We start from the raw sequence: 26,808 nt of genomic DNA on the forward strand, positions 1-26,808 counted from the left end.
GATAGTGCTGTCTCGCCGGCCGGCCGTTTTGCATCCATTCCACCACGAGAGACCTGACATGACCTACTCATCGCAACGTCGAACCCTGTTGCTGGCCGCCGCGACGGCGCCGCTCGTCCTGACCGTCACCGCATGCGCGTCGTCGCCGGCCGCGGGGCAGGACGTTTCGTCCGCGACGTCGTTTGCCGCGCTCGAGCACGCGGCCGGCGGCCGTCTCGGCGTGTGCGCGATCGACACCGCGAGCGGCCGGCGCGCGCAGCATCGCGCGGACGAGCGCTTCCCGTTCTGCAGCACCTTCAAGGCGATGCTGGGCGCGGCGGTGCTCGCGCGCAGCGTCGAGCAGCCGGGGTTGCTGCAGCAGCGCGTGACCTACGGGCCGTCCGATCTCGTGAACTACTCGCCGGTGTCGGGCAAGCACGTCGGTACGGGGATGACCGTCGCCGAGTTGTGCGAGGCGACGATCCAGTACAGCGACAACTCGGCCGCGAATCTCGCGATGAAGCTGATCGGCGGACCGTCGGCGGTGACCGCGTATGCGCGCTCGATCGGCGACGACGCGTTCCGGCTCGATCGCTGGGAGACCGAACTGAACACGGCGTTGCCGGGCGACCCGCGCGACACGACGACGCCGGCCGCGATGGCCGCGAGTCTGCGCGTGCTCACGCTCGGCGACGCGCTGCCGCCCGCGCAGCGTGCGCAGCTCGTTGCATGGCTGCGCGGCAACAAGGTTGGCGACAAGCGGATTCGCGCGGGCGTGCCGGCCGGGTCGCAGGTGGCCGACAAGACCGGCACCGGCGACTACGGGACGACGAACGATGCGGGCGTGATCTGGCTGCCGTCGCGCGCGCCTATCGTGCTTGCCGTGTACTACACGCAGGCGCGTGCCGATGCGAAGCCGAAGGACGACGTGATCGCGGCCGCCGCACGCATCGCGGTCGCGACGCTCGCTTGAGCGGGCGGCGCGGCGTGCGTGATCCATGGATCGATGAAGCGAGGACGCACGCCGTGCCGCAGTCGTGACCGGCATGTCGAAATGTTGTGCGATCAACGACTTAGGTCACGCATGCTCAGGATATCCACATCCTTGCCAACAAAAATTGTGGACAAGCGCGCCACCGCTCGCGCTCATCGCGCGGCGACCGCCGCGATCGCATGCGGCAGGCGTTGTGCGGGCCTGCCTGCACGGTTCGAAGCTGCAAGGACAAAGTCTTTCGGATCAAGCGCTTGATTGCGGTATGCGCAGGCTATCCACATGCTTGCCAACAAAATCTGTGGACAAGCGGCGTGGCGCGCGCGACAGGCGGCGATGCGCATCACGTGACGATGCGCGAGCAGTGCTTTGCAGGTCGCCGGTGGCCCCATCGCCCGCCGCGTGCCGCATTCGAAGCGATGCGGACAAAGCGTTTCGGATCAAGCGCTTGATCGCGATATGCGCAGGCTATCCACATGCTTGCCAACAAAATCTGTGGGTAAGTGATGGACGACACGCGTCGTGCGTCGTGCGTCGCCGGGGCGCCGACGTGGCATCGTGATGCGATGTGCGGCGAACCGGCGCATGTGACGGCCCGTTGCGCGCCGCGTCTGCATCACGCGTGCCAAAGTCCGTCGGATCAAGGGCTTAGCGTTGTGGTGCGCAGGATATCCACAAGCTTGCCAACATTTTCTGTGGAGAACTCCGCGTCGCGATCGGGTCGCACCGCACAGCGTGCCACCCGTACGCGGCGCGCCGGCTCATGCATTGGCTCAGGCGGTGCCAATACCCGCCACGGCGACTTTCTGGAACAAGTGCGGACTCGCGACGGCGGACGACGGATAGGCCGAGCGCTTCGCGACGCAGGCTCACCCCGGCTGGCGCATTCGCTGCGCACGATCGCCAAGTTCTTTCGGATCAATGGCTTGCTGCCGTTAGCGGCAGGTTGTCCACAAGCTTGCCAACACAATCTGTGGACAAGCCGCGCATCGAGCGTGCGTCAGGCCGGCACGGGAAAGCGCACCGTCACGGTCAGCCCGCGCCCGCCTTGCGTCGTGCTGAGCGCGACCGTCGCGCGATGCTGTTCGGCGATCCGCTTGACGATCGACAGCCCGAGTCCGCTGCCTGACGCCGTGGCGGCCTGCGCGCCTTCGCCGCGATAGAAGCGCTCCCACACTTCCGTGCGCTCGGCTTCCGGGATGCCGGGGCCGTCGTCGGCGACTTCGAGCACCGGTGTGGCGCCATCGAGGCGCGCGGATACGTCGACGCGCGCGCCGTTGCCCGCGTAGCGGATCGCGTTGTCGACGAGGTTGTTCAGCAGTACGCGCAACGTATCGATATTGCCGGCAGCCATCACCGGCGACGACACGATCGCGCCGAGGTCGATCCGGTGCGCATCGGCGACGCGCGTGCGGTCGGCGACCACCGAGCGGCACAGCGCGGCGAGATCGACGGGCGTGGAGGCCGACGCGCCCGCCTGCGCATCGGGTTCGAGGCGCGCGAGCGTCAGCAATTGCTCTGCGAGGTGGCCGAGGCGTGTCGTGCCCGCGTGGATCTGCGCGAGAATCTGCTCGCGTTCGTCGGCGCTCGCCGCGCGCCGCAGCAATTGCGACTGGATCGACAGCCCCATGATCGGCGTGCGCAGCTCATGCGCGGCATCGGCGATGAAGTGGCGCTGCAGCGTGAACGAGCGGTCGAGCCGCGCGAGCAGGTCGTTGATCGCTTCGGCGAGCGGCCGGACCTCGTTCGGCATCGACGCGACGTCGACCGGTTCGAGATTGTTCGCATTCCTGCGTTTCAGGCCCGATGCGATCGTGCGCAGCGGCCGCAGCCCCGCGCCGATGCCGAACCACAGCCCGATCGCGAGCACCGGCAGCATCGAGAACACCGGCCACAGCAGGTGCACCGCGATGCCCGCGATCGCTTCCCAGCGCGCATGGCGCGCCTGCGCGAGCCGGATCGTCGTGCCGCCGCGTTCGGTCACATAGGTGCGCCACGGCTGGCCGCCGACGTCGACGCTGCCGACGCCCGTCTGCGCGGGCGGCGGCAGCGCGGACTCGCGATCGGTCGAGTAGACCAGTGTGCCGTTGCGCCAGACCTGCAGCAGCACGGCGTCGGGATCGCTGGCCTCGAAGTCGTGCTTGCCGTCGCCATGGTCGCGAAACGACAGCTCGCCGTTCGGGCCGACGACGATCTGCTTCGACATGCTGCGCATCTGGTCGTCGAGGAGATCGTCGAGCTCGCGCAGCGCCCCCCAGTAGGTGCCCGCGCTCGCGACCAGTCCGATCACGCATGCGGCGGGCAGCAGCCACATCAACAGGCGCCGCCGCAGCGACGCGCTGCGCCAGCGCTCGATCGCGAGTCGCACGCGCGTCATGCGCCGTCACCGATCCGGTAGCCGACGCCGCGCACCGTGCGGATCATGTCGTGGCCGAGTTTCTTGCGCAGGTTGTGGATGTGCACCTGCACCGCGTTGCTCTCGATTTCCTCGCCCCAGCTGTACAGCCGTTCCTCGAACTGTTCGCGCGAGATCACCGCGCCGGGGTCGCGCATCAGCTCGTGCAGCAGCACGAATTCCTTCGGCGACAGCGTGACTTCGTCGTCGTTGAGCCAGACCAGGTGCTTGACCGGATCGAGCCGCAGCGGGCCGATCGCGAGCGTCGTTTGCGCGCGGCCCGCATGGCGGCGGTTGACCGCGCGGATGCGGGCGAGCAGTTCCTCGAGCACGAACGGCTTGACGAGGTAGTCGTCGGCGCCGCTGTCGAGGCCGGCGATGCGGTCGGGCACGCCGTCGCGCGCGGTGATGATGATCGCGGGCAGGGTTTCGTCGCGGCGGCGCAGCGATGCGAGCACCGACAGGCCGTCGCGGTTCGGCAGCCCGAGATCGAGCAGCAGGAGGCCATAGGCAGTCGAGCGCAGCGCGAGCGACGCGGCGTCGCCGTCCTTGACCCAGTCGACCGCGAAGCCTTCCTGTTTGAGGCCCTGTTCGAGCCCGCTGCCGATCAGCGGATCGTCCTCGACGAGCAGTACGCGCATGGATTCGTGTTCTGTTGGCGGGCACGGGCGCCCGGGGTTTCCATGATAAGCGCAGGTGTCTTAGGCCGAGCTTAAACGGCGGTGGCGGCCGCGCTTTCGTACGCGTCCTATGCGGCGCCGTGTCGCGTCGGCACGCCCTTCAGGCTCGCTTAATCTTACGGTCCGTAATCTTGGGCCGTCGCGTTCAACGGGGCGCGGCGTCCCATCAAGCAAGAGGATCGCAATCATGAAACACCTGACCAGAATCCTGGCGGTCGCGCTGGCGGTGCTGCCGGCTGCCGTCTATGCGCAATACACCGGGCCGTCCGCGCTGACGACGACCACCGTGAAGGAGCTCCTCGCGAACGGCAAGGACGATCAGCACGTGCAGTTGCAGGGGCGCATCGTCAAGCACGTCGGCGGCGAGGATTACGAGTTCGCCGACACGACGGGCACGATCCGCGTCGAGATCGATCACAAGCTGTGGGCCGCCGGCCAGCCCGTCAGCGACAAGAACGAAGTGAAGGTGACCGGCGAGTTCGAGCGCAAATGGTCGGGCCGTGTGAAGGTCGATGCCGACCACGTCGAAGTGCTGCGCTGACCGGTGCGCGCGGGGCCGGTGATACCATGGACGTCCGGTTCCCGTTCTCACCCAGATGGCTGCCAATTTCGATGAACTCGCGTCCCGGATCCGGGCGCAATTTTCCGAACTGAGCCCGCAATTCCAGGCGGGCGCTGCATTTCTGCTCGATCATCCCGACGAGGTCGCCACCTCGTCGATGCGCAAGGTCGCGCAGCGCGCGCAGGTTCAACCCGCGTCACTCGTGCGGCTCGCGCAGCAATTCGGTTTCCCCGGCTGGAACGAGCTGCGCGACCTGTGCGTCGCGCGCGTGCGCACGCGTCCCGAGCCGCTCACGCAGCGTGCGCGTTCGCTCGTGCGGCCCGACGCCAAGGCGTCGCTCGCGCATGACCTGCTGGCCGCCCAGCAACACAATCTCGCCGCCACCGCCGCGCAGAACGAGCACGCGCTCGCCGACGCGGCGAAGCTGATCCGCAAGGCATCGCACGTGCACGTCGCCGGATTCCGGTCGTGCTATCCCGTCGCGTTCGGTTTCGTGTACGGCTACCGGCTGTTCCGGCCGACCGTGTCGCTGCTCAACGGCGTCGCCGGCTCGCTCGAGATGGAGTTGCGCACGATCGCGAAGCAGAGCGTGACCGTGATCATCAGTTTCGCGCCGTATTCGGCGGAAGCGACGCGCGTTGCGCAGGCGGCGAAGGCGCAGGGCAGCAAGATCGTCGCGATCACCGACAGCGCGGTGTCGCCGATCGCGCTGCATGCGGACGCGCAATTGATCTTCACGCACGACAGCCCGTCGTTCTTTCCGTCGCTGGTCGCCGCGCATGCGATGGCCGAAGCGCTGGTCGCGCAGTTGCTCGCGCTCGAAGGCAGCGATGCGGTCGCGGCGCTCGAGCGCACCGAAGCGGAACTGCATGCGAAGGGCGCGTATGTCGTGTAGCCGCACGCGCGGCTGTCACGGCGCAATGCTCGACACGTTCGGCGTTCAGGTGCGGCCGTTCTGCGAGCAGCTCGGTTATGTCCGCTTCGGCGAACAGCCGGACCGCCGGACTGTCCGGCCGCGCAGTCGCATATTCTCCTGACGAAGAAGCTCGGTTCCTGAGCGGCGGCATGACCGGCGGCGCACCGCGCACGCGAGGTCCTGGCATCCACATCGACATTTCACCGCGGCGCGAACCGTCGCGGTACCGCGCGCGCCTATGCTGATATCTCCCGTTCCAAGGAGACAGCGATGTCCGATTCCAACGTGCAGTTCCGCCACGCCGAAGCCTTCCGCGCGCTGCATACGCGCCCCGGCGCCTTCATCATCCCGAACCCGTGGGATGCCGGTTCCGCCCGGCTGCTCGCGATGGCCGGCTTCGACGCGCTCGCCACCACGAGCGCCGGTTTTGCCTATTCGAGAGGGCGGCCCGACAACGCGATTGGCCGTGACGAAATGCTCGGCCACATCGCCGAGATCGTCGCGGCGGGCGGCCTGCCGGTCAGCGCCGATCTCGAGAACGGCTTCGGCGACGCGCCCGACACGGTCGCCGAGACGATCCGCCTCGCGGCCGATGCCGGCGCGGTAGGCGGCTCGATCGAGGATGCGACCGGCCGCGCCGACACGCCGATCTACCCGCACGACGCGGCAGTCGAGCGCATCGCGGCGGCGGTCGACGCGGCGCGCGCGTTGCCGTTTCCGTTCACGCTGACCGCGCGCTGCGAGAACTACCTGCACGGCCGCCGCGACCTCGCCGATACGATCGCGCGGCTGGTCGCGTACCGCGACGCGGGGGCCGACGTGCTGTACGCGCCGGGCCTGAGCGACGCCGACGACATCGCGGCGGTCACGCGCGCGGTGGGTGCGCCGGTCAATGTCGTGATGGGGCTGCAGGGCGAGTTGCTGAGCCTCGATGCGCTCGCGGCGCTCGGTGTGAAGCGTGTCAGCGTCGGCGGCGCACTGGCGCGGGCCGCGCTCGGCGCGTTCCTGCGCGCCGCGACGGAAATGGCGCGCAACGGCACATTTACGTTCGCGCAGGCGGCGGTGTCGGGCCGCGACCTCGATCGGTGGTTTTCGGCGCCCGATAATGCACATGTTCATTTTCCACTATGACGGCCGATAAAACGTGGGAACGTTTCCAGCCGAAAATCGATTGACCGTAATCAACCGAAATCGCGACTGATTTAAAGTCGCGATGACGTCGAGAAATACATCGTTTATTCTCCGCATTCCGGTCGGCCGACCATAGCCGGCACAAGCCGCGCCGGTTATGGGTGCCAGATGCCCGTCAGGTGTACCGATGCCCCGTATTGTTGCGATTTTCCGAGCGATAATTTTTTTGGTGTCGGGAGTTGCCGGTTATATTTCGGATTGGTAATCTGCGGCCTATCCGAGGGAGCGGTCGGCAGGCCGCTGGAAAATGAATAACTAAAAAATCGAGAGAGCGATGACAATCCGAGAAAATCACCGCGGCTTTCGCGTTGGCGATGTCGTGACGCTGAAAACCGGCGGCCCACGCATGACCGTCACCTACGCCGGGCCGGTCGTGTTCGACGATGCCGACTGGCTGATCTGCCAGTGGTTCGACGAGAGCGGCCACTTCCGGCAGGAAATGTTTCACCACGAGACGGTGGTGGCTGAGCCGCGCGCGATTTCCGCCGGGCGCGTCCGTCTGCGGATGCTGGCGCACCGCTACCGGTCGGCGGCCTGACGCCGCAGCCCGTCGCATCCCGCCGCATCCATTACGGCGTGGCGCCGCTTGCCGCCCGTATGCTGCTGTGCAGCAGCGGCCGCACAGCCGGCCCCCCGCGGCAACCTCGACATTTCACGTCATCCGGAAACATGCGGCGGCCCGGCGCGCCGATACTTCACGCATGAACCCGACCGATCCGATTGCTGCGGTGACACACCGCGATCCCTATCCCTATTACGCGACGCTCGTCGACGGCCCTCCGCTCGCGTTCGACGCCACGCTCGGCCTGTGGGTCGCGAGCCGGGCGGCGAGCGTGACCGCCGTGCTCGGCCATCCGGCATGCCGCGTCAGGCCACTCGATGCGCCGGTGCCGCCGGCGTTGCGCGGCACGACGGCAGGCGCGCTGTTCGGCGAGCTGGTGCGCATGAACGACGGCGCATTGCGGCACGACGCGCCGAAGCAGGCGCTGCGCGCGGCGTGCGCGCCGATCGATGCAGGGGCGTTGCGCTGGCGTGCCGCACAGCTGGCCGGCAGCCGGCTGCGCGCGCCGTATGACGCGGATGCATTGAACGCGTGGTGTCTGTCGGTGCCCGTTTGCGCGGTCGCCGATCTGCTCGGTTTCGACGATGCGCAGCTCGACGACATCGCCGCGCTGGTGGTCGACTTCGTCGCCGCGCTGTCGCCGCTGTCCGACGACGCGGCGCTGGCCCGCGCGAGTGAAGCCGCGCGGCAACTGCTCGACCGGATGACGGAGCGCGTCGCGCGCACCCGTGCGCAGGACGGCTCATGGGTCGCGGCGATTCAGCAGGCGGCCGATGCCGCCGGCTGGCACGCGAGTGGTGCGCTCGTCGCGAATCTCGTCGGCCTGCTGTCGCAGACGTGCGAGGCCACGGCCGCGTGGCTCGGCAATGTGCTGGTTGCTTGGGACGGTACGGCGGACGACGTGGCGGGTGGCGAACGCGCAATGCCGGACACCGCCGCGCTCGATGCATTCGTCGCCGAGGTCGGTCGATTCGATTCGCCGGTGCAGAACACGCGCCGCTTCGTCGCGTCGCGCACGACGATCGAGGGGGTGACCGTCGATGCCGGTGCAGCCATCCTGGTCGTGCTGGCGGCCGCGAACCGCGATCCGGCCGTGCATCGCGAGCCGCATCGGCTGCTGCCGGGCCGCGCGCCGGGGCCGAACTTCGGATTCGGCACGGGGCCGCACGGCTGCCCGGGCGAGCGGATCGCGCGGGCGGTCACGGCCGGGGCATTCGGGGCATGGTTGCGCGCGGGCGGGGAGGCGCCGCGCGATGGGCTGGTGTGGGACTACCGGGCCTCGACCAACGTCAGGATGCCGAAGTTCGGCCCGGCGAGGTAAGCGGAATAGCGGGACTTAGCGGCAACCTTGCTTCTCGGCCCATTGCTCCTGGGCGGCGACGCGGCGCTGCACGCGTTCGACGAGACCGGTCGAGAAGGTCCGCATACTGCTGCCGCGGCGCTTCGCGAGGATGGTTTGCGCGACGTCGGTTTGCGGGTTCGGCTGGCAGGCCCAGTACAGCGTCATCAGCCAGCCGATGCCCGTCCACGCGAACAGGGCGTTGAACATCGCGATCATCAGCTTGTCGTGCCGGCCGCGCCGGTCGGCGACGACGGCAGGGAGAAAATAGAGCGCGATCGCTGCGACCGAACCGGCCACCTGAATCAGGACTGCGTGTTGCATGTTGCTGCTCCATCCGAACTGCAATGAGGCTGATTGTCGCGCTTTTTCCGGTTGTGTGCTGGCAATTGATTGTTGCGGTTTTAGTGACGATCAGCGAGCGGCGACGTCCTTCAGTGCCGCATCGTTGCTCAGCGCGAAACCTTCGTCGAGCCAGCCGGTGACGCCGCCGATCATCAGCTTCACGGGGCGGCCGAGGCGCGCGAGCCGCACCGCCGCACGCGCGGCGCCGTTGCAGTGCGGGCCCGCGCAGTACACGACGAACAGCGTGTCGGCCGAATGCTCGGCGAGCTTGCCGGCGACGATCTTGCGGTGCGGCAGGTTGCGTGCGCCCGGCACGTGGCCGGCGGAAAACAGTTCCGGACTCCGGACATCGAGCAGCACGAAATCGGGCGCGCCGGACGCGAGCGCGTCGTGCACGTCCCAGCAATCGGTCTCGAAGCGCAGCGACGCTTCGAAGTGCGCGAGGGCGGCGGCGTTATCGGCGGCGGGTACGTCGGTTACGTATGACATGAAAGGCGCTCCATGAGGACGGCGCGGAATGCGCCGGAATGAAGGGCAGTATCGCGGTTCGCCGCCTTTTCCGGCAGTGGCGCGATCGACAAGTTCCGGTAACATCGCGCCATGCAAAATCATCTCGTCGTCGCGCTCGCCTACGATCGCCTCTGCACCTTCGAATTCGGCTGCGTGGTCGAACTGTTCGCGCTCGAGCGCCCGGAACTCGGCGTCGACTGGTATCGCTTCGCGGTGTGCGCGAGCGAGCCGGGGCCCGTGCGCGCGGCGGGCGGCATCACGGTCGCCGCGCCGTACCGGCTTGCGACACTCGATCGCGCGGACACCATCGTGATTCCCGGCTGGCGCGATCCGGACGAACTACCGCCGGAACCGTTGCTGAAGAAGCTGCGTGCCGCGCATCGCCGCGGCGCGCGGCTCTGTTCGATCTGCTCGGGCGTGTTCGTGCTCGCAGCGGCCGGCGTGCTCGACGGACTGACCGTGACGACGCACTGGCGTTACGCCGAGCGCCTGCAGGCGCGCTATCCGGCGCTGCGCGTGAATCCCGACGCGCTGTACGTCGACGAAGGGCAGATCGTCACGTCGGCCGGCTCGGCCGCGGGGCTCGACATGCTGCTGCATCTCGTGCGCCGCGATCATGGCGGTGCGATTGCGAACCGCGTCGCGCAGCGCCTCGTGCTGCCGCCGCATCGCGATGGCGGCCAGGCGCAGTTCGTGCCGCGCCCGGTCGCCCCGGGCGGCGGCGACCGGCTCGCGAAGCTGATCGACTGGATGCGCGCGCATGCGGCCGAACCGCACACGCTCGCGTCGCTGGCCGCGCAGGCCGCGATGAGCACGCGCACACTGCAGCGGCAGTTCGCGGATGCGACGGGGATGTCGCCGCTCATGTGGCTGATCCGCGAGCGCGTGAATATCGCAAAGGACATGCTCGAAACGCATCCCGCGCTGTCACTTGCGCAGATTGCCGCGCGCTCGGGGTTCGGTTCCGAGGAGTCGCTGCGCCGGCATTTCCGGCGCGTCGCGGCAACGAGCCCCGCCGCGTACCGGCGCGGGATGGATCGCGGCGTCAGGCCCACGGACGCGTGAGCGTCGTGTCTGCTCCTGCAACAGCGGTGCCCGGCCGTCGGGCGCTTCTAGTCGACTTCGAGCGCGCGTAAGATGGCGGTCGCCGTGCGGTGATCCACGCATGCCGCGCATTCCGCGCCGCTGCAGGGCGCCGCCATCGACCCCTCACAACGACAAGGACAATCACCATGGGCCTGCTGGGAAAGCTGTTCGGAAAGAAACCGCGTGACGAAGCGGCATCGCCCGCACCTTCGACGCAAGCGCCGGACGCGCCGGAAGCACCCGACGCGGCCGGGCAGGACGGCCCCGACATCGCACCGGAACTCGCGCCCGCGCTGAAGGCATTCCAGGCCGGCCGGCACGAAGCCGCGATCGCGGCCGCCGCGCCGCATGCGGAGCGGCTCGCCGATGCGGCGCGCCTGTGTGCGCTGTCGTACTCGGCGATGAAGCGTTACCCGGAAGCGTTTCCGTACTGGCTCGCGCTGTTCGACCACGAGCCGAGCGCGCACAACGCGGTGCAGCTCGCGACGACATCCGTGATGTGCGACGAAGTGGAGCGCGGCGAAGCGTGGCTGCAGAAGGCCGCCGAGGTCAATCACGACACGCACGAGCAGTCGGATGTCGCCGCGCGCGTGAACTTCATCTCCGCGCTGATGCAAAGCGGCCACCTGCGCGAGGCGCTGCCGCATCTCGCATGGGTGCGCGACGTGTACGGCCACGTGCGCATCACCGACTCGACCTTCCTCCATCTGCGCGGCATTCCGTTCTTTTCTTCATTCCTCGAGAACAGTCTCGAGATCCTGAAGGCCACGCAGCCGGCCGACGCGATCGCGCCGTGGTACGGCGAACTGAAGGGCAAGCTCGATGAAGACGGCGAAGCGCAGCTTGCCGCGTGGGTCGGTCGACTGCCGGCATAACCGGCGGGTCATCCAGCGTCGCGATGCCGGCCGCGGGTTGCCGGCGCGGCGTCGCGACGCACACGCTCAGCGCGTGTTCGTCTTGCGATCGACTTGCCGGATGCATGCGATCCGGTAAACGCCATCCTCGACTTCGACGCCATGCGTATCGTGCGTGAAGCCGGGAAAGCGCAGGTCGTATTGCTCGAGCGCCCTCAGGTAGCCGAGCAGCGGGCCGTCGGCCGGCCCCGCGTTCTCGCCGGGCATCAGCAGCGGAATGCCGGGCGGATAGGGCACGACGCCCGTCGCGACGGTGCGGCCCGCCATCTCCGACAGCTGGAGCATCTCGATGTCGTTGTGCACGAGATGCTCGAACGCCTCGGCCGGGCTGAAGTCGGGCTGCGGCAGCGTCGAGAAGCCGCGCGACATCATCTCGGTCGTCCTCAGGTCGCTCATTGCGCTGAACATCAGGTCGCACAGATCGCGCAGGCCGAGCTTGCCGTAGCGGTCCGGATAACGCGCGACGAGTTCCGGCAGCGCCTGTTCGAGCGGCGCGTTTGCGTCGTAGTCGCGCTTGAAGTCGAGCAGCGTGTTGACGAGCGTGCCCCACTTGCCCTTCGTCACGCCGAGCGAGAACAGGAACAGGATCGTGAAGTCGGTCGTCTTCTCGACGACGATCCCGTGCCGGTCCAGATACGCGGTGACGACCGACGCCGGAATGCCGACCGGCATCAAGCCGCCGTGCGGCGCGACGCCTGGCGTGACGATCGATACCTTGATCGGGTCGAGCATGCAGTAGTCGTCCTCGATCTCGCCGAAGCCGTGCCATGTGTCGCCCGGATGCAGCACCCAGCATGACGGATCGGCGGCGAGCAGCGTTTCGTCCGCTTCATGGAAGCGCACGCGCCGGCCCGTCTTGCGATCGACCACGGTGTCCGGCTGCCAGCCGTTGAAGAACCAGTCGTTGTTCTCCTCGCATTCCGCGTGCAGCCGCGCGAGCATCCGGCGAAACGAGACGGCCTCGCGGATCGCGTCGGTCGTCAGCGCCTCGCCGCCGGGGCCGTCCATCATCGCGGCGCTTACGTCGTTCGACGCGATGATCGCGTAGTTCGGCGACGTCGACGCGTGCATCATGTACGCCTCGTTGAAGCGCGCATGCTCGATCGGGTTGCGGCCGTCGCGGACATGGATGAACGATGCCTGCGACAGCGCGGCGAGCAGCTTGTGCGTCGACTGCGTCGCGAACACGGTCGGCTTGCTCGCGTCGTGCTGCGACGGATCGCCGTGCATCGCGTGACGGTCGCGGTAGATCGGGTTGAAACGTGCATAGCCGTACCAGGCTTCGTCGAAATGCAGCCGGTCGACGCTCTGGCCGAGCAGTTCCTCGACGCGCGCGACGTTGTAGCAGAGGCCGTCGTAGGTCGAGTTCGTGATCAGCGCATGCACGGGCGTCGGATCGATGCCGTCGCGGCCGCGCGCGAGCGGATTCGCGTCGACCGCGAGGCGCACGGCGGCGGCCGTGAGCCGCTCCGGCATGATCGGCCCGATGATCCCGTAATGGTTGCGCGACGGGATCAGGTAGGTCGGAATCGCGCCGGACATCGTCATCGCATGCTCGGCCGACTTGTGGCAGTTGCGGTCGCACAGCGCGACCTGGTTGCGCGTGACGCTCGCCATCAGGATCACGCGGTTCGACATCGACGAGCCGTTCGTCACGTGATACGTGCGGTGCGCGCCGAACACGCGCGCCGCGTAGCGTTCGCTTTCGCCGATCGGGCCCGAGTGGTCGAGCAGCGAGCCGAGTTCGCCGACCGAGATCGACAGGTCCGAGCGGAACAGCGCTTCGCCGAAGAATTCGAAGTACGCGCGGCCGACCGGCGATTTCAGGAACGCGGTGCCGCCCGTGTGGCCCGGCGTGTGCCACGAGTATTCGTACACGCGCGAGAACTGTGCGAGTGCGCGGAACATCGGCGGCAGCACGGTCTCGCGATAGCGTTCGATCGCGGCGACGATCCGCCCGCCGATGAACGCGGTGGTGTCCTCCAGCATCCAGATGAAGTCGTCGGCCTTGCGCATCGCGTCGACGGGAATCGCGGCCGCGCTCGCGCGGCTCGCGAGCAGGAACACCGGCACCGTCGCATTGCGCGCGCGCATCGCGTCGAGCACGGCCTGCGCGGGCGCATGATCGGGATCGTTGCCGAGCTCCCAGTTGAGCAGCAGGCACTGGATCGCGGGATCGGCGTCGACCACTGCGCGCGCGTCTTCGGCGGACGTCGCGATCACGACGTCGACGAGCCGGGTGCGCAATTCTTCGGCGAGGGCGGTGGCTGCGCGCCCGGTGGCCGTGCGTTCGTCGATGTCGTGCTGCACGAGCAGCGCCTTCATGCCGAGGCGGCGAAACGCCGGTTGGGTCAAGGTAGCGGTCATGGTTATTCCCCCGTTTGCTGGGTTGCCTGGACGCCCGCGGCCGGCGAGCGGGCGTGAAGAATGTCGGCCTCGTGTCGGCCCACCGAGATCCAGAAGGTCGCGACGAGCGCGACGATGGTGACGCCGAGCGCGAGATAGCGCACCCAGCGCGGCGAACGGCCGCCCGGATGGACATGGGTTTCCTCGATTTCGCGCTGGCGGTTGATCGACAGCTCGTAGAAGACGATCGTCGCGATCACGAAGATCAGCGACCAGCGCGTCTGCTGGCCGTCGGAGCCGACCATCGCCCACAATGCGTAGACGGCGCCGATCAGGCCGACGATCGTGTAGAAGGTGAACTGGTGCGACGGCATCTTGCCGTAGCCGAGCACCTTGATCGCGATGCACGAGTAGATGTACGGCAACAGCGTCATGATCACGGCGATCGACGCGATCTTGCCGAACTGCTCGCTCGCGCTCGGCGACATCGTCGCGAGCACCTGCACGGACATGATCACCGCGACGATCGCGAGGCCGGCCGACGGCACGTTCTTCGAGTTGACGCGGGCGAACACGCCGGCGAACAGGCCGTCGTCGGCCGCGGCCTTCGCTGTCTGGCCGACCAGCAGCGTCCAGCCCGCGAGCGAGCCGAGGCAGCCGAGCGCCGCGCAGATCGCGACCGCGTTCGCGGCGGTGTCGCCAAGCGCGAGTCGCGCGGCATCCGCGAACGGCGCGCTCGACGCGAGCAGCGCCTTGTTCGGGATCATCCCCATGATCACGGTCGAGCTGAGCACATAGCACACGGCCGCGAGCACGACGCCGCCGACGGTCGCGATCGGCACGTTGCGCGACGGGTTCTCGACGACGCCCGCCGACACCGACGCGCTCTCGACGCCGATGAACGCCCACAGCGTGAAGTTCAGCGTCGCGCCGATCGCGCTGAAGCTGCTCGCGCCCGACACGTTCCAGCCGGCGAAATACACGTCCTTGCTGAACCAGAACCAGCCGAACACGGCCATCCCGAGGATCGGCACGAGCGCGAAGATCGTCGTGACCGACTGCACGCGGCCGACGACGTTCGGCCCGAGGATGTTCGCGTAGGTGAACAGCCAGATCACGAAGATCTGGGCGAGCGCGAACACGAGCGGGTCGCGCAGCACCGGGAAGAAGTGCGTCAGATAACCGAGGCCGGCGACCGCGAGGCCGACGTTGCCGAGCACGTTCGCGAGCCAGTAGATCAGGTTGGTCTGGTAGCCGATGTACGGGCCGAACGATTTGCGCGCATACGCGTACGGGCCGCCGGCGGCCGGGTCGATCGCCGCGAGCTTCGCGAACACCAGCGCGAGCGACACGGCGCCGACCACGGTGATCAGCCAGCCGAAGATCGCGATGCCGCCGGTGGCGGCGAGGTTCGCGGGCAGCATGAAGACGCCGGAGCCCATCATGTTGCCCGCGACCATCAGCGTGGCGGGGACGACGCCGATTTTCGGCGCGGAAATCGCGGCTGGCGCGGCGGCGGAGCGGGAGGAGGACGAGCTGGCATCGGACATGCGGGGCTCCTTGAGTGGACGTGATGCGATTGAGGTGGCGCGGCCCGGCGCCGGTCGACGATTCCGGAATGGATCGCCGTTTTATTAAACGACGTCATGGTATATCGCTCATCGATTTTTTAATGGTAAACGCCGACATTTAATGAGTTAAATGTTGATCGATGTCATTGAAATGGGTTGGCCGGCATTGCGGTGCCGAATCGGCGGCGCGATGCGACGGGGCCGGCGCGGGCGGCAACGGAGGCGGAAAATCGAAAGTCGGCTGGATCGGCCGCCGGCGAATAATCGATTCTTGACGAATCGGCTAAATCAGTTCGTGACGTAAATGATTCGTCGAATCGTGATCGAGTCGATTGATTATTGTCGAGCGCATTAAAGGCGTGCCGCCGGCTAATACGCTTCTTGTTCTTGTATCGGAAGAACCGGTGAATCTGCTGCGCGGCGACGCGTTCGAGCAGCAGCGGAAACGGGCCCGAAACGGACGCGGAAGCGGGCGCGGAAAGACCCCGGCCGAAGGGCCATCGGCGTATCATCCGGTTTTTCATCAGCCCGATCCAGGCACCCATCATGACCTCCGTCGACACTACCCCCGTCCTCGACCATGACAAGCTCGTTACCTTCGTCGAGCGCAAGTGGAACGATGAAATCCTCCACGCACTGACCGACTACATCGCGATCCCCGCGAAGAGTCCCGCATTCGACCCCGACTGGGCGCAGCGCGGGTATCTCGAACGTGTCGTCACCGATGCCGCGCAGTGGGCCGAACGCCAGCCGGTCAAAGGCCTGAAGCTCGAAATCGTGCGCCTGCCCGGCCGCACGCCGGTGATCTTCTTCGAAACCCCCGCGACGCGCGCGGGCAGCACCGATACGATCCTGCTGTACGGCCACCTCGACAAGCAGCCCGAATTCGACGGCTGGCGCGCGGACCTCGGCCCGTGGACGCCGAAGTTCGAGAACGGCAAGCTGTACGGCCGCGGCGGCGCGGACGACGGCTACGCGATCTACGCGAGCCTCGCGGCGCTCGGCGCGCTCGACGAGCAGGGCGTCGAACGGCCGCGCTGCGTCGGCCTGATCGAAACCTGCGAGGAGTCGGGCAGCTACGACCTGCTGCCGTACGTCGACGCGCTGCGCGACCGGCTCGGCCAGGTGTCGCTCGTCGTGTGCCTCGATTCGGGCGCCGGCAACTACGACCAGATGTGGCTCACGACTTCGTTGCGCGGGCTGGTGTCCGGCGACCTGCAGGTCGAGGTGCTGGAGGAAGGTGTTCACTCGGGCGTCTTCGGCGGCATCGCGCCGTCGAGCTTCCGCGTGATGCGTCAGCTGTTCGAACGCCTGGAAGATGCGAAGAACGGCAACCTGCTGCCGGGCGTGTTCCATTGCGAGATTCCCGACAGCCGCGTGCGCGAAGCCGACGCGGCCGCCGCGATTCTCGGCGACACCGTGTGGAAGGGGCTGCCGTGGGCGTGCGGGATGGACGGCAAACCGGTGCTGCCGACCACGACCGATCCGCGCGAGGCGCTGCTGAATTCGACGTGGCGTCCGTCGCTGTCGGTGACGGGCGCGGCCGGCCTGCCGGCGCTTTCCGACGCGGGCAACGTGCTGCGTCCGCGCACCGCGTTCAAGCTGTCGCTGCGCCTGCCGCCGCTCGTCGACGCCGCGCAGGCCGTGCAGCAGCTGAAGGAACTGCTCGAACTCGATCCGCCGTACAACGCAAAGGTCACGTTCAAGCCCGACGCGGGCGCCGCGACCGGCTGGAGCGCGCCGGATCTCGCGCCGTGGCTCGCGTCGTCGCTCGACGCGGCGTCGCGACGCCACTTCGGCGCGGACTGCGCGTACATGGGCCTCGGCGGCACGATCCCGCTGATGAACGTGCTGCAGGAAGGGTTCCCGTCCGCGCAGTTCATGGTGTGCGGCGTGCTCGGGCCGAAGTCGAACGCGCACGGCCCGAACGAGTTCCTGCACGTGCCGTACGCGAAGAAGCTCACCGCGGCGGTCGCGGACGTGATCGCGACCGCGCGCTGAGCGTTCGCGCTGCCTGTCACGACCCGACCCAACCCGACCCGACCGGATCCCGCCTGACCTGACGGAGACTTGCCGATGACCGCGCTGCCGACACCTGCTACCGACCCGCTGCGCCTGCGCGCCGAACCGCTGCACGCATTCGTCGCGGCACTTTGGGAGCGGGCCGGCAGCAGCGAGCGCGAGGCGCGGCTCGTCGCCGATCACCTGGTCGGCGCGAATCTGGCGGGGCACGATTCGCACGGGATCGGGATGATCCCAAACTACGTCGCATCGTGGCGGGAAGGGCAGCTGCAGCTGAACGGGCACGCGTCGATCGTTCGCGACGGCGGCGCGGTGCTGACGATCGACGGCGGGCGCGGCTTCGGCCAGGTGATCGCGTTCGAGGCGATGGTCGAAGGGATCGAGCGGGCCCGGCGCATGGGCATCTGCGCGATCGGGCTGCGCGACGTCCATCACCTCGGCCGCATCGGCCACTGGGCCGAGCAGTGCGCGCGCTCGGGCCTCGTGTCGTTCCATTTCGTCAACGTGCCGGGCGACTTGCTCGTCGCGCCGCTCAACGGCACCGATCCGCGCTTCGGCACGAATCCGTTCTGCGCCGCGTATCCGCGCGCGGGCCGCCCGCCGCTGCTGCTCGATTTCGCGACGAGCGCGATCGCGTACGGCAAGACGCGGGTCGCGTATAACCAGGGCAAGCGCGTGCCGGCCGGGTCGCTGATCGATCATCGCGGCCAGCCGAGCGACGATCCGGCCGTCATGCACGAGCAGCCGTTCGGCGCGTTGCTGCCGTTCGGGTTGCACAAGGGCTATGCGCTGGCCGCGATGTGCGAGATCTTCGGCGGCGCGCTGGTCGGCGGGCATACGACCTACGGCGACACGCTGCAGAAGACGAGCGCGATCGTCAACGGGATGCTGTCGGTGCTGATCGACCCGAACGCGTTCGATGCGGCCGACGCGGAGCGTGAAGCCGATGCGTTCGTCGCCTGGGCGAAGGCGTCGCCGCAGGCGGGCGATGCGCCGGTGCGGATGCCCGGCGAGCCGGAGGAGGCGAGCCGCGCGGCGCGTGGCGCGGACGGCATTCCGGTCGATCGTGCGACGTGGCGGCAGATCCGCGAGAGCGCGGCGGCCGTCGGCTTCGACGACGCCGAACTCGACGGGTGGACGCAGCGCTGTACGGAGCTCGCATGAGCTGGCAGGCGGAGAAGGCGCACGGCGAGGAGATCGCTTACCAGCTCGCGCCGCTCGGCAAGGTAGAGGTCGTGCGCTTCTTCAGCGGCGCCGCGATGCGGCTCGACGGCGTGATGTTCGGCTTCATGTCGCGCGGGTCGCTGTTCCTGCGCGTCGACGACGTGAACCGTCCGGCGTTCGTTGCGGCGGGGATGGGGCCGTTCTCGTACGAGCGGCCCACGCGCACCGTGGCGCTCGAAGGCTATTACGAAACGCCGGCCGACGTACTCGAGGATGCGGGCGCGCTGTTCGACTGGTGTCGCGGCGCGTATCGCGCGGCGCTGCTGGCGGGGGCGCCGAAGCGCAATGCACGGCCGAAGTCGAAGCCGGCGCCGAGACCGGAGGCGACGCGCAAGCGCACGCAGCGTCGGCCGTAAGACGACGCTGTTCCTTCCTTGTCCTTTCTGTCGAGCCACGGCGGGTGCGCGCAAGCGCCGGGCTTGACGCACCGCGTGTTCCGCCTGCTTCACAACGGCGGCCTCGGCGTTTATGATCGGCGCGATTGCGTCCGTGCCCGGCGCAACCCGAGCCGGTGTCGCCGCCGGCCTCGCGAACGGTGCATCGAAAGCCGCGCGAATGCTTCCCCCCACTCATCGTTCCAGACGGAGATAGCCGATGCTCGTCCTGATTCTCGGTTTAGCGATCTTCCTCGGTGTGCATTCGATCCGGATCGTCGCGGATGGCTGGCGCTCCGTCACCATCGAGCGGATCGGCGAGAAACGCTGGAAGGGCCCCTATGCGATCGCGTCGATCGTCGGCTTCGTGCTGATCATCTGGGGTTACGGGATCGCGCGCCAGAGCGCGACGCTGCTGTGGGTGTCACCCGTCGGCGTGCGCCACCTCACCGGCATGCTGACCGCGATCGCATTCGTGCTGATCGCCGCGTCCTACGTGCCGCGCAACCGCATCAAGACGCTCGTCGGCCATCCGATGGTGGCCGGCGTGATGGTGTGGGCGGTCGCGCATCTGCTCGCGAACGGCACGCTGCATGCGGTCGTGCTGTTCGGCGCATTTTTCGTGTGGTCGCTGGTGGATTTCATCGTGTGGCGCGCGCGCGACCGCCGCGACGGCGTCCGCTATCCGGCCGGCAGGCTGTCGGGCGATGCCGTGACGATCGGGGCCGGGCTCGTCGTATGGGCCGTCTTCGCGCTGTTCCTGCACGGACCGCTGATCGGCGTGCGGCCGTTCGGTTGAACGTGCCCGCCTGCAAGGATTGACGAGCGGGGCGCATGAGCCGCCCCAGGTGCCCCAGACATCGAGGCGCGCGCATTACCTGCTACCCGCCTTCCCTCAACGTACGGACGCTTGCCCGAGCGTGCGATCGGCGCGCGTGCGTCAGATCGGCTTGACGAACAGCCCGACGGTCAGCGCGACGCCGATGCAGACGATCGCGATCCGCAGCACGCGCTCGTTCACGCGGTGCAGCGCCCACGCGCCGAGCAGGCCCCCGACGATCGCGCCGCCGCCGAGCGCGATCGCCGCCTGCCAGTGCAGGTGCGGCGACGTCAGGAACAGCACGACCGCCGATGCGTTCATCACGCCCGCGAGCGCATTCTTGGTCGACATCGCGTGACGCGGCGACAAGCCGGCCATCGTCAGCGCGGCCATCATCAGGAAGCCGATGCCGCCGCCGAAGTAGCCGCCGTAGATCGCGATCAGGAACTGCGCGATCGCGGCCGTCACGGGGCCGAGATGCTGCGTCTCCACGCCGGGCTTGCGGAAGAAGCTGCCCCACGCGAACACGACCGTCGCGAACAGCACGAGCCACGGCACGAGGTGCGAGAAGATCGACGACGGGGTTTTCAGCAGCAGCAGCCCGCCGAGTGCGCCGCCGACCACGCTGATCGCGAACAGCGCGCGAAACGGCAGCTTGCCCGCGCCACGCACCATGTTTCGGCTCGCCCAGCCCGTCGTGACCTGGCCGGGGAACAGCGCGACCGTCGACGTGATGTTCGCCGCGAGCGGCGACATGCCCGACAGGATCAGTGCGGGCAGCGTGACGAACGAGCCGCCGCCCGCGAGGGCATTTTGCAGGCCGGCCCACAGGCCGGCGATGATGATGAGAACGAGCATCGGTGAAGGAGTGCGGAGGTGGCGGGGCGCGCGGGCCGGAAGCGGCTCGCGCGATGATCGCCCGATGGTAATGCAGGATCGCGGCGGCGCAAACCGCGGCGAGCGCGCGGCGTGTCGGACGCGCAGGGGCGACGGCCGGCCCACGTGGAGCGTTGCCGTTGCGCCGCGCGTCAGGCAATCACCGCCGTGCGCACGAGCACGACCCGAGCGCGTTACTCGTTCGGTTGCCCGGCGCTGCCGTCGTCAGCTGCATCGCTGTCGACGTCCGGATAGACGATCGTGCCGTCGTCCCGGATCACCGCGCCGGCCGTGAGACGCGCGGGCTCGACGCGATTGCGGCCCATGATGTGCAGCACCGTTTCGCCGCGCGCGATCAGGTAGTCGGACACGATGCGCCGGTGACAACGCCACCACACGGCTTCCGAACACATGATCGCGCAGCGTTGCCGGTGCCCTTGCTCGATCAGCTGGTCGAGGCCCGTTCGAAACTCGGGCGACAACGCGTAGTCGGCGTAGCGATGGAAGCTGCGGTTGGTCCAGAAGTCGTTGACCTCGTCGGGCACGCCGCGCGTCTTGCCCCGCAGGCCGCCGAGCGCTGCGATGTGCTCGTACGCGATATCGACCGCGGCCAGCGCGTCGGGCAACGTCGCTTCGTTGAACTGCGGATTCGTGCGCGAGCGCGTCATCTTCCGGATATCGGCAAGCAGCGCGATATCGACCGCGTCGAGCATCTCGACGAACGCGTCGAGCGTGCGGTTCGAATGGCCGATTGTGAAGAACGGGAGCGTCATGCGTCGCGCTTGCCCGTTATGCGTTCGAGCACGCGGCCGCGATGCGCGGCGATGTGGTCGGTCCGGTCGCTCTTGATCTCATATTGCGGATCGTCGGGCGACGCGCGATGGCGATGCCCCTTGTAGTCGAAATCCTGCGTGTGGATCGCGATGATCGTGCCCGTTACGTAACCGGCTTCGGAATTCCAGCGGACGTGGTCGCCCAGTCTGAATGGCTGCGTCATGCGGGAAGCCTCCTTGCGTCGATGCCGCGTTCGCTTGCCGTCGCGGCGCGGGTTGTTCGTACCGTGACGGCAACGCGTGCAGGCGTTCATTATCCGTCGGGACTGGATGGGGGAAAAGCGACGCGGCCGCAGGCCGACGAACTAAAGTTGCGCTCTTTTGGAGGTGGGGGCAGCAGCACAAGGGCATCCGTCGGCGTGACGCCGAGCGGCGCTGCGCGACGGACGAACTGAACAGGAGCCGAGGTCGGCGGCGCACATGCCTGGCGCGCCGCGCGGCGAAGTCTCCTGTTCCGATCGCACGGCGGCGCTTCCGGGCTGTCTTTCGGGCCGCCGAAGTGACTTACGGCGTCACGACAAGCGCCGTGTGCATGCCCGCAACATAATGTCCCGGCTTGTTGCAGATCAGCACGTAGTGGCCGGGCATGAGCTTGAATGACGCACGCTTGCTCGTTCCCGGGGCGATGTCTTCGACTTCGCCGATCTTTCTCAACCTGCGCTCCAGCACCTGCCCTTTGCGGACAGGAAGTGCATCATCCGGGAGATTGGTCCTGAGCAAGACGAGTTCGTGCTCCATGTTGTTGTCCACGGCATTCTTGACATCGAACGTGACGCGACCCGCTTTCACGTTGTGTGTGTCGAGCTGGATCGAGTTCGAACGCAACGTCGCGTCGACGGTTTGCTCCGCCCAGCCGGCATGCGATGTCATGCCGAGGGCAGTCACACTGGCGATGACAGCGATTCTGTAAGTGGCGTCCATGGGGGCCTCCTTTGCATCGAAACAATGCGCCTATCCGGCGTCGAGCGATTGCCGCAAGCAATCCCGGCGAGAACGCTCACGGGCCGACGTCGATGCGGCCATAGACACCGTCGGCTTCGTCGTTGGAGCCGGCAGCAAAAAACAGCGTATTGACAGGTTGATTGTTGAGACCGTTGCCGAATGCGATGCCCCACAGCCCCGGCTCGACGATCGCCTTGCCGTCGAGTTGCTGCAGGGTCCCGCGCAGCATGCCTGACGTCGCATCGAACGCGTGGATCATGCCGTCACCGAAGTTGCCGATCAGAACGGTGTTGCTGAAGCGGCCAAAATCCGCGGGTGCAGGCGCCATGCCCCACGGCGCATTCAACGGTTCGCCGGAGGCGAAGCGTTGAATGAATTGTCCCGATGGGCTGAACACGTCGATCAAACCCAATCCTGCACCCGCGACGTCGTCGTGTGCTGCTGCATCCTGCTTCGCATAAGCAACGTAAAGTTTCGAGTTGATGGCCTGAATTCCAAACGGCGCAAACCCGGCCGGCAAAGCGGGATCTTGAAATGCACCGGTCGTCGTCACCTTTGTGAAGGTCCTGTCGAAAACATCGATCCTGTTGTTGTGGAAATCCGTTGCGTACAGGAAATTCGCGCCGTTGTTGCTGGCCATGGCGAGCCCTTTGTAGACGGCGCTGCCGCCGCTGTCGAACACGGTGACGGCCGAGGTCGGATTGACGGCTGGCGACCACGCCGTGATCGTTCCGCCCTCGCCAGCGAAAATGAAGGATGCCGGACCCGATTTTGTGCCCTGGGTCACCACGAAGTCCGACGTGCCATTGAATACGATGCCCGTGGGGGAGGCGTCGCCTTGCGAGCCGGCGGGGATCGTCACGACGAGCGATTGCGGGACGCCATTGCCGTCATAGAGCGTTGCGTGCTGCGTCCCGTTATCCGCGACCCACACAAAACCCCTGGGATTGAATGCAATGCCCCACGGATTCTTCAGGTTTGTATCCACGTGAGCAGCGGGTAGGGCACCGTCGGAAACCAGTACATCGACCTTGTACTGACTGACGTGGGATGAATTGCCGCATGCTACGACGCTGGTCAGCACGAATGCGATCATCGCAGCGCCGAGCGTTGTATGGACCTGTTTCATGACCGGGCTCCGAACACGATTGGGACGTTAGTAAACGGACCGGCCGATGCGTTTATTCCGTTCGTTTCGTTTGACTTCAAACACCAGAACCCGCCATCGCCGCTGCTGCTGGCGCAGGCCGAGCCAGAGAATCTCCGGCATGCGGGGCTCGAGACAACGGAGCGTTTCGAACACCAGTCGTTGTTCCACCACGGTGATGACGGCGCCATTGCCGGTGCCATGAACTGATGGGAGGCACGCCGGGCGTCGCAAATGTGGCAGAACAGGAGCACGTTGTTGCGCAAAAGTGGGGCGCTGTAAGCGGGCTGGCTTGGCCGCCGGAATGTTGGTTGACAGGCACGGGTGCAACACCAGCGACAATCGACCAGTGGACGATGCACACACGCGATACGGCCGATGACCTGGAAGCGGGACGCATACTGGCTGTTCGACTTTATCGCTCGGTGCGTCGACAGATATTCCGAAAGTTCGTCCGCCCGCATCGCCGCTATCTGTCGATCCTTACGTCAGCGAAGCGCGCGGATCTCTATGGTCTCGACCGTGAGCAAGCCTATGCACCCTCGTGGCAGCGAGTTCCAATCCCGGTCGGCTCGTCGTGCAACATGTTCGACGGAGCAAAGCTCTACTTTCCCGGAGCGCGAAACCGATCGATCAGGCACTGGAAGCTACGTATGCCGACATTGGACGGCTTGGCTCCATCCATTGAATTGGTGCCACACGTGCTTTACGCTGAATTCTTGAGGATTTGGATGGAGCTCGAGGTGGGGCATGTTGGCTCTAACCTCAAGGTCGTTGTTAATCCACTCAGAGGAGGCAACCTTTCATTACCGGTTCGAAAATCGTTACTCCGTCTGAGTCGAGGGAGCCAGCTAAGGTGCCCAGTTGGGCGGTCGTGGTGCCTGACGGTCTGGAACTCGCGCGTCAGGCCTTGGAGCGGTGTACACAACGGGAATCGCATCGTTGGTCTATGTTTGATGGGCGATCGCAGTCTTATAGCGATATATTAAACTGGCGAGCCGCTCAAGCCTCTAGTTGGGACGCGTCGAGACCGTTTCAGTGGTTAAAGGTAGTGACGAGAAGGCATCCCAAACACGCGCACAAATCGGTGAGAACGGTGTGGATGATAGGATAGAGGAACCTTATCACGATGCTCCGATTACCCGCTCAAACGCGAGTTTCGCACAAGCCTGCTTATCACGACAGCATGACTGCCCAGTCACACTCGGGTTCCGCGGCACGCGTGACCGCGACTGCCGGCGGTGCAAGTGCGTCTTGGGCGAGTTGACACCTGTTTTCGCAACGTCGTGACCGGTGACGACTTTATTGCGCGACACTCAAGTCGATGAATTTGCGGCAGTTTTCCGTTTCCCAGTCGATGCCGATCGGCGAAGTGACATTTTTACTTCGCAAACGGTGACAACTTTGCTTCGGTCTACGGGTGGCGCACGCATCAGCGCGGCAGGCCCAAGCCGCGCTGCGCGATGACGTTCCGCTGAATCTCGGCGGTGCCGCCGCCGACGACGATCGGAATCGCGGCATAGAGCAGCTGCTCGAACCGGCCGGCGCCGATCGCGCCGGCCGCGCCCTGGGCGAGACCGGCCCCGGGGCCAAGCAGGTCGAGGGCCGCTTCGGCGAGGCGCTCCAGCAATTCGCCGGTATAGGCTTTCGTGATCGCGGCCTCGTGCAGGCCGCTGCCGCCAGACGCGACCGCTCGCAGGCTCTGCATGAACAGGTGCCTGCCGGCTTCGACCTCAGCCGCGAGCATGCCGATCCGTTCGCGGACGGCGGCGTCGAAGGGGGCCAGCATGAAGCAGTGTGATTTCGCGCATCTGCTACCCGCAGCAAGAGATCAGGTCCTGCTCGGAAAAGAGGATCGCATAAAGGGTCTGCTACGTGACCGGTGGATCGACTATCCCCGAGCGACTGAAGCCTTGCAGCTACTGCAGCGGCTCTATGACACGCCGAGACGTGAGCGCATGCCGTGTCTTCTGCTGCACGGCGACTCGAACATCGGGAAAACCAAGATAACGGCCAAGTTCAGGCGAGCGCACCCCAGCGAGTTCGACGAGAGAACTGGGGTAGAGCGGTGTCCGGTCGTGAGCGTACAGATGCCTCCCACCCCCGATCAGCACCGCTTTTACGCCGCCTTGCTCTTTGAGCTCGGTGCGCCACATAACCCCGCCGCGGGGCTTGCCACACTCGAGCGGCTCGCTCGCGACATCTTGCGGCGGATGTCGCCGCAGATGCTAATCGTAGACGAGGTTCATCACCTGCTCGCCGGAACGTACCGTGAGCAACGCGCCTCTTTGAACCTTCTAAAATACCTGGCCAACGACCCGCAGACTAGCATGGTCCTCGTCGGTACGCGCGATGCCGTTCTAGGGCTTCAGACCGATTCACAGATGATCAGCCGCTACAGACCATTCGAGATCCCAAGGTGGAGGGAAAGTGAAAGTCTTCGCAGGCTCATGGCTGCGTTCGAGAAAGTCTTGCCGCTACGAAAACCATCGAATCTGTCGCGACGTGAGATTGTCCAGCTCGTTCTCGAGATAAGCGGGGGGCTGACTGGCGCCATATCTACGATCCTCAACGAAGCAGCAGAGTTGGCGATCAGGAACGATGACGAGTGCATCGATATCGCTCACCTTGAACGAGTTGCCCGCGCGCATGTCTGACACCCACAGGCCGTGGCCCATCGCACCTCGCCCCTTCCTGGAAGAGGCGTTTGGTAGCTGGTTGGGTCGAATCGCGGCGCGGTATCAGACGAGCGTAGATTTGATCTGGGAATCGGGCACAGGCGTAGCGATGCCTAGCCTGACCAAGGCCGGCTGGATCCTCTTTCCCCCAGTTCCATCCCCAACCCTGAGCCGTCTATCTCGCGTTGCGCGGCTCAACGACGGCATTCTGAGCATGATCCAGACGCCGCATGAGTGGGTCTTCGACCAGAAGTACTTGGTGTATTGCTTCAGATGTCTTGTTCTGAACGACGCCGATGTCACTGCATCACGGTGGAAGAGGGAGTGGCTCGATCCGTCAGCCGACTACTGCCGGGTGCACCACACCCTGCTCGAGACTGTTCCGCAATCGATTTTCGCCAGAGCTCCGAATTTCGACGCCGCGCTGCAGGCGATATCACGTTATCGATGCCCACCGCTTAGGCTGAGCAAAACACTACGCTAGCGGTATTAGTGAACATTGCTA

At 66.5% G+C, this 26,808-nt stretch carries 28 protein-coding genes and 2 pseudogenes; 16 read left to right on the forward strand and 14 right to left on the reverse strand.

Annotated elements, in window-relative coordinates; translation table 11 throughout:
- Positions 1 to 58: 58 nt before the first annotated feature.
- A complete protein-coding gene (gene blaPEN-bcc, locus F3J14_RS10005; RefSeq protein ID WP_166722832.1) occupies positions 59 to 952 on the forward strand; it encodes a PEN family class A beta-lactamase, Bcc-type in 894 nt (297 codons plus the stop codon).
- 791 nt (positions 953 to 1,743) lie between these two features.
- Here the strand turns inward: blaPEN-bcc and F3J14_RS35610 are convergent.
- The 3 genes and pseudogenes from F3J14_RS35610 to F3J14_RS10020 all read right to left on the reverse strand — a co-directional run.
- A pseudogene (locus tag F3J14_RS35610) lies at positions 1,744 to 1,833 on the reverse strand (antibiotic biosynthesis monooxygenase); the annotation flags it as partial.
- Positions 1,834 to 1,970: 137 nt separating this feature from the next.
- Positions 1,971 to 3,347 carry an ATP-binding protein gene (locus F3J14_RS10015; RefSeq protein WP_166722833.1) on the reverse strand — a complete coding sequence of 459 codons (1,377 nt, stop codon included), beginning with the start codon at positions 3,345 to 3,347 and terminating at the stop codon, positions 1,971 to 1,973.
- Positions 3,344 to 4,006 (reverse strand): response regulator, encoded by a 663-nt coding sequence (locus F3J14_RS10020; protein WP_006753954.1) that lies wholly within the window; start codon positions 4,004 to 4,006, stop codon positions 3,344 to 3,346. The genes F3J14_RS10015 and F3J14_RS10020 overlap by 4 nt, the downstream gene beginning before the upstream one ends.
- Before the next feature lie 226 nt (positions 4,007 to 4,232).
- Here F3J14_RS10020 and F3J14_RS10025 point away from each other — a divergent pair, with 226 nt between their 5' ends.
- The 6 genes and pseudogenes from F3J14_RS10025 to F3J14_RS10045 all read left to right on the forward strand — a co-directional run bounded on the left by F3J14_RS10025 (position 4,233) and on the right by F3J14_RS10045 (position 8,597).
- Positions 4,233 to 4,586, forward strand: a complete 354-nt coding sequence (locus F3J14_RS10025) for a NirD/YgiW/YdeI family stress tolerance protein (protein ID WP_166722834.1) — start codon at positions 4,233 to 4,235, stop codon at positions 4,584 to 4,586.
- Between the two features lie 55 nt (positions 4,587 to 4,641).
- The gene (locus tag F3J14_RS10030; protein ID WP_166722835.1) at positions 4,642 to 5,502 is read left to right on the forward strand and encodes a MurR/RpiR family transcriptional regulator; all 861 of its coding nucleotides are present in this window, start codon (positions 4,642 to 4,644) and stop codon (positions 5,500 to 5,502) included.
- Between the two features lie 7 nt (positions 5,503 to 5,509).
- Positions 5,510 to 5,664, forward strand: a pseudogene (locus tag F3J14_RS35615) (GNAT family N-acetyltransferase); the annotation flags it as partial.
- A gap of 129 nt (positions 5,665 to 5,793) precedes the next feature.
- Complete coding sequence (locus F3J14_RS10035; protein WP_166722836.1) at positions 5,794 to 6,654, forward strand: isocitrate lyase/phosphoenolpyruvate mutase family protein; 861 nt, start codon at positions 5,794 to 5,796, stop codon at positions 6,652 to 6,654.
- 334 nt (positions 6,655 to 6,988) lie between these two features.
- Positions 6,989 to 7,252: a YodC family protein gene (locus tag F3J14_RS10040; protein WP_166722837.1), complete on the forward strand. Its 264-nt coding sequence runs from the start codon at positions 6,989 to 6,991 to the stop codon at positions 7,250 to 7,252.
- A gap of 163 nt (positions 7,253 to 7,415) precedes the next feature.
- On the forward strand, positions 7,416 to 8,597 hold the full coding sequence (locus F3J14_RS10045; protein ID WP_166722838.1) for a cytochrome P450: 1,182 nt from the start codon (positions 7,416 to 7,418) through the stop codon (positions 8,595 to 8,597).
- Positions 8,598 to 8,612: 15 nt separating this feature from the next.
- Here F3J14_RS10045 and F3J14_RS10050 read toward each other — a convergent pair whose 3' ends face one another.
- Both F3J14_RS10050 and F3J14_RS10055 read right to left on the reverse strand, forming a co-directional pair.
- Complete coding sequence (locus F3J14_RS10050) at positions 8,613 to 8,939, reverse strand: superinfection immunity protein (protein ID WP_006751398.1); 327 nt, start codon at positions 8,937 to 8,939, stop codon at positions 8,613 to 8,615.
- A 90-nt stretch (positions 8,940 to 9,029) separates the two neighbouring features.
- Positions 9,030 to 9,449 (reverse strand): rhodanese-like domain-containing protein, encoded by a 420-nt coding sequence (locus F3J14_RS10055; protein ID WP_166722839.1) that lies wholly within the window; start codon positions 9,447 to 9,449, stop codon positions 9,030 to 9,032.
- Between the two features lie 111 nt (positions 9,450 to 9,560).
- Between F3J14_RS10055 and ftrA the strand changes: the two genes are divergently transcribed.
- Together ftrA and F3J14_RS10065 are read left to right on the forward strand one after the other, a co-directional pair.
- On the forward strand, positions 9,561 to 10,535 hold the full coding sequence (gene ftrA / locus F3J14_RS10060) for a transcriptional regulator FtrA (protein WP_166722840.1): 975 nt from the start codon (positions 9,561 to 9,563) through the stop codon (positions 10,533 to 10,535).
- A 167-nt stretch (positions 10,536 to 10,702) separates the two neighbouring features.
- Entirely contained in the window at positions 10,703 to 11,431 is a 729-nt protein-coding gene (locus F3J14_RS10065) for a hypothetical protein (protein ID WP_166722841.1), read from the forward strand.
- Between the two features lie 66 nt (positions 11,432 to 11,497).
- Here the strand turns inward: F3J14_RS10065 and F3J14_RS10070 are convergent, their stop codons facing one another.
- The 3 genes from F3J14_RS10070 to F3J14_RS10080 form a co-directional block, all read right to left on the reverse strand.
- Positions 11,498 to 13,837, reverse strand: coding sequence for an Orn/Lys/Arg decarboxylase N-terminal domain-containing protein (locus F3J14_RS10070; RefSeq protein WP_166722842.1), 2,340 nt, complete (start codon positions 13,835 to 13,837; stop codon positions 11,498 to 11,500).
- A 2-nt stretch (positions 13,838 to 13,839) separates the two neighbouring features.
- Positions 13,840 to 15,366 (reverse strand): arginine/agmatine antiporter, encoded by a 1,527-nt coding sequence (gene adiC / locus F3J14_RS10075; RefSeq protein ID WP_006758159.1) that lies wholly within the window; start codon positions 15,364 to 15,366, stop codon positions 13,840 to 13,842.
- A 164-nt stretch (positions 15,367 to 15,530) separates the two neighbouring features.
- Positions 15,531 to 15,932, reverse strand: coding sequence for a hypothetical protein (locus F3J14_RS10080; protein ID WP_166722843.1), 402 nt, complete (start codon positions 15,930 to 15,932; stop codon positions 15,531 to 15,533).
- Position 15,933: 1 nt separating this feature from the next.
- Here F3J14_RS10080 and F3J14_RS10085 point away from each other — a divergent pair, with 1 nt between their 5' ends.
- From F3J14_RS10085 to F3J14_RS10100, 4 genes are all read left to right on the forward strand, one after another.
- A complete protein-coding gene (locus tag F3J14_RS10085) occupies positions 15,934 to 17,388 on the forward strand; it encodes a M20 family metallopeptidase (RefSeq protein WP_011659327.1) in 1,455 nt (484 codons plus the stop codon).
- A gap of 75 nt (positions 17,389 to 17,463) precedes the next feature.
- On the forward strand, positions 17,464 to 18,573 hold the full coding sequence (locus F3J14_RS10090; RefSeq protein ID WP_166722844.1) for a malate/lactate/ureidoglycolate dehydrogenase: 1,110 nt from the start codon (positions 17,464 to 17,466) through the stop codon (positions 18,571 to 18,573).
- Positions 18,570 to 18,989, forward strand: coding sequence for a TfoX/Sxy family protein (locus F3J14_RS10095; protein ID WP_166722845.1), 420 nt, complete (start codon positions 18,570 to 18,572; stop codon positions 18,987 to 18,989). Before F3J14_RS10090 ends, F3J14_RS10095 begins: the two co-directional genes overlap by 4 nt.
- Before the next feature lie 238 nt (positions 18,990 to 19,227).
- A complete protein-coding gene (locus F3J14_RS10100; protein WP_166722846.1) occupies positions 19,228 to 19,806 on the forward strand; it encodes an NnrU family protein in 579 nt (192 codons plus the stop codon).
- A gap of 141 nt (positions 19,807 to 19,947) precedes the next feature.
- Here F3J14_RS10100 and F3J14_RS10105 read toward each other — a convergent pair whose 3' ends face one another.
- From F3J14_RS10105 to F3J14_RS10125, 5 genes are all read right to left on the reverse strand, one after another.
- Positions 19,948 to 20,685: a sulfite exporter TauE/SafE family protein gene (locus F3J14_RS10105; protein ID WP_166722847.1), complete on the reverse strand. Its 738-nt coding sequence runs from the start codon at positions 20,683 to 20,685 to the stop codon at positions 19,948 to 19,950.
- A 212-nt stretch (positions 20,686 to 20,897) separates the two neighbouring features.
- Complete coding sequence (locus tag F3J14_RS10110) at positions 20,898 to 21,476, reverse strand: DUF488 domain-containing protein (protein ID WP_166722848.1); 579 nt, start codon at positions 21,474 to 21,476, stop codon at positions 20,898 to 20,900.
- Positions 21,473 to 21,700 (reverse strand): DUF2945 domain-containing protein, encoded by a 228-nt coding sequence (locus tag F3J14_RS10115; RefSeq protein WP_166722849.1) that lies wholly within the window; start codon positions 21,698 to 21,700, stop codon positions 21,473 to 21,475. Before F3J14_RS10115 ends, F3J14_RS10110 begins: the two co-directional genes overlap by 4 nt.
- Before the next feature lie 340 nt (positions 21,701 to 22,040).
- A complete protein-coding gene (locus F3J14_RS10120; RefSeq protein WP_166722850.1) occupies positions 22,041 to 22,457 on the reverse strand; it encodes a plastocyanin/azurin family copper-binding protein in 417 nt (138 codons plus the stop codon).
- Positions 22,458 to 22,533: 76 nt separating this feature from the next.
- Entirely contained in the window at positions 22,534 to 23,607 is a 1,074-nt protein-coding gene (locus F3J14_RS10125; protein ID WP_166722851.1) for a TIGR03118 family protein, read from the reverse strand.
- On the opposite strand from F3J14_RS10125, the gene F3J14_RS10130 reads away from it, so the two are divergent.
- Positions 23,593 to 23,835 carry a hypothetical protein gene (locus F3J14_RS10130; RefSeq protein WP_166722852.1) on the forward strand — a complete coding sequence of 81 codons (243 nt, stop codon included), beginning with the start codon at positions 23,593 to 23,595 and terminating at the stop codon, positions 23,833 to 23,835. The genes F3J14_RS10125 and F3J14_RS10130 overlap by 15 nt on opposite strands.
- 1,222 nt (positions 23,836 to 25,057) lie before the next feature.
- Here the strand turns inward: F3J14_RS10130 and F3J14_RS10135 are convergent.
- Positions 25,058 to 25,414 (reverse strand): acyl-CoA dehydrogenase family protein, encoded by a 357-nt coding sequence (locus F3J14_RS10135; protein ID WP_166722853.1) that lies wholly within the window; start codon positions 25,412 to 25,414, stop codon positions 25,058 to 25,060.
- Between F3J14_RS10135 and F3J14_RS10140 the strand changes: the two genes are divergently transcribed.
- Both F3J14_RS10140 and F3J14_RS10145 read left to right on the forward strand, forming a co-directional pair.
- Positions 25,413 to 26,282 carry a TniB family NTP-binding protein gene (locus F3J14_RS10140; protein ID WP_166722854.1) on the forward strand — a complete coding sequence of 290 codons (870 nt, stop codon included), beginning with the start codon at positions 25,413 to 25,415 and terminating at the stop codon, positions 26,280 to 26,282. The genes F3J14_RS10135 and F3J14_RS10140 overlap by 2 nt on opposite strands.
- Positions 26,275 to 26,787, forward strand: a complete 513-nt coding sequence (locus F3J14_RS10145; RefSeq protein ID WP_166722855.1) for a TniQ family protein — start codon at positions 26,275 to 26,277, stop codon at positions 26,785 to 26,787. The genes F3J14_RS10140 and F3J14_RS10145 overlap by 8 nt, the downstream gene beginning before the upstream one ends.
- The last annotated feature ends 21 nt before the right edge of the window (positions 26,788 to 26,808 follow it).

The organism is Burkholderia sp. Tr-862 (assembly GCF_011753085.1).
Lineage (GTDB): Bacteria > Pseudomonadota > Gammaproteobacteria > Burkholderiales > Burkholderiaceae > Burkholderia > Burkholderia ambifaria.

Bases quoted from the DNA above. Each gene is read 5' to 3' on its own strand.
- blaPEN-bcc (WP_166722832.1), top strand. From the start codon at position 59: ATGACCTACTCATCGCAACGTCGAACCCTGTTGCTGGCCGCCGCGACG.
- F3J14_RS10015 (WP_166722833.1), bottom strand. From the start codon at position 3,347: ATGACGCGCGTGCGACTCGCGATCGAGCGCTGGCGCAGCGCGTCGCTG.
- F3J14_RS10020 (WP_006753954.1), bottom strand. From the start codon at position 4,006: ATGCGCGTACTGCTCGTCGAGGACGATCCGCTGATCGGCAGCGGGCTC.
- F3J14_RS10025 (WP_166722834.1), top strand. From the start codon at position 4,233: ATGAAACACCTGACCAGAATCCTGGCGGTCGCGCTGGCGGTGCTGCCG.
- F3J14_RS10030 (WP_166722835.1), top strand. From the start codon at position 4,642: ATGGCTGCCAATTTCGATGAACTCGCGTCCCGGATCCGGGCGCAATTT.
- F3J14_RS10035 (WP_166722836.1), top strand. From the start codon at position 5,794: ATGTCCGATTCCAACGTGCAGTTCCGCCACGCCGAAGCCTTCCGCGCG.
- F3J14_RS10040 (WP_166722837.1), top strand. From the start codon at position 6,989: ATGACAATCCGAGAAAATCACCGCGGCTTTCGCGTTGGCGATGTCGTG.
- F3J14_RS10045 (WP_166722838.1), top strand. From the start codon at position 7,416: ATGAACCCGACCGATCCGATTGCTGCGGTGACACACCGCGATCCCTAT.
- F3J14_RS10050 (WP_006751398.1), bottom strand. From the start codon at position 8,939: ATGCAACACGCAGTCCTGATTCAGGTGGCCGGTTCGGTCGCAGCGATC.
- F3J14_RS10055 (WP_166722839.1), bottom strand. From the start codon at position 9,449: ATGTCATACGTAACCGACGTACCCGCCGCCGATAACGCCGCCGCCCTC.
- ftrA (WP_166722840.1), top strand. From the start codon at position 9,561: ATGCAAAATCATCTCGTCGTCGCGCTCGCCTACGATCGCCTCTGCACC.
- F3J14_RS10065 (WP_166722841.1), top strand. From the start codon at position 10,703: ATGGGCCTGCTGGGAAAGCTGTTCGGAAAGAAACCGCGTGACGAAGCG.
- F3J14_RS10070 (WP_166722842.1), bottom strand. From the start codon at position 13,837: ATGACCGCTACCTTGACCCAACCGGCGTTTCGCCGCCTCGGCATGAAG.
- adiC (WP_006758159.1), bottom strand. From the start codon at position 15,366: ATGTCCGATGCCAGCTCGTCCTCCTCCCGCTCCGCCGCCGCGCCAGCC.
- F3J14_RS10080 (WP_166722843.1), bottom strand. From the start codon at position 15,932: ATGGGTGCCTGGATCGGGCTGATGAAAAACCGGATGATACGCCGATGG.
- F3J14_RS10085 (WP_011659327.1), top strand. From the start codon at position 15,934: ATGACCTCCGTCGACACTACCCCCGTCCTCGACCATGACAAGCTCGTT.
- F3J14_RS10090 (WP_166722844.1), top strand. From the start codon at position 17,464: ATGACCGCGCTGCCGACACCTGCTACCGACCCGCTGCGCCTGCGCGCC.
- F3J14_RS10095 (WP_166722845.1), top strand. From the start codon at position 18,570: ATGAGCTGGCAGGCGGAGAAGGCGCACGGCGAGGAGATCGCTTACCAG.
- F3J14_RS10100 (WP_166722846.1), top strand. From the start codon at position 19,228: ATGCTCGTCCTGATTCTCGGTTTAGCGATCTTCCTCGGTGTGCATTCG.
- F3J14_RS10105 (WP_166722847.1), bottom strand. From the start codon at position 20,685: ATGCTCGTTCTCATCATCATCGCCGGCCTGTGGGCCGGCCTGCAAAAT.
- F3J14_RS10110 (WP_166722848.1), bottom strand. From the start codon at position 21,476: ATGACGCTCCCGTTCTTCACAATCGGCCATTCGAACCGCACGCTCGAC.
- F3J14_RS10115 (WP_166722849.1), bottom strand. From the start codon at position 21,700: ATGACGCAGCCATTCAGACTGGGCGACCACGTCCGCTGGAATTCCGAA.
- F3J14_RS10120 (WP_166722850.1), bottom strand. From the start codon at position 22,457: ATGGACGCCACTTACAGAATCGCTGTCATCGCCAGTGTGACTGCCCTC.
- F3J14_RS10130 (WP_166722852.1), top strand. From the start codon at position 23,593: ATGGACCTGTTTCATGACCGGGCTCCGAACACGATTGGGACGTTAGTA.
- F3J14_RS10125 (WP_166722851.1), bottom strand. From the start codon at position 23,607: ATGAAACAGGTCCATACAACGCTCGGCGCTGCGATGATCGCATTCGTG.
- F3J14_RS10140 (WP_166722854.1), top strand. From the start codon at position 25,413: ATGAAGCAGTGTGATTTCGCGCATCTGCTACCCGCAGCAAGAGATCAG.
- F3J14_RS10135 (WP_166722853.1), bottom strand. From the start codon at position 25,414: ATGCTGGCCCCCTTCGACGCCGCCGTCCGCGAACGGATCGGCATGCTC.
- F3J14_RS10145 (WP_166722855.1), top strand. From the start codon at position 26,275: ATGTCTGACACCCACAGGCCGTGGCCCATCGCACCTCGCCCCTTCCTG.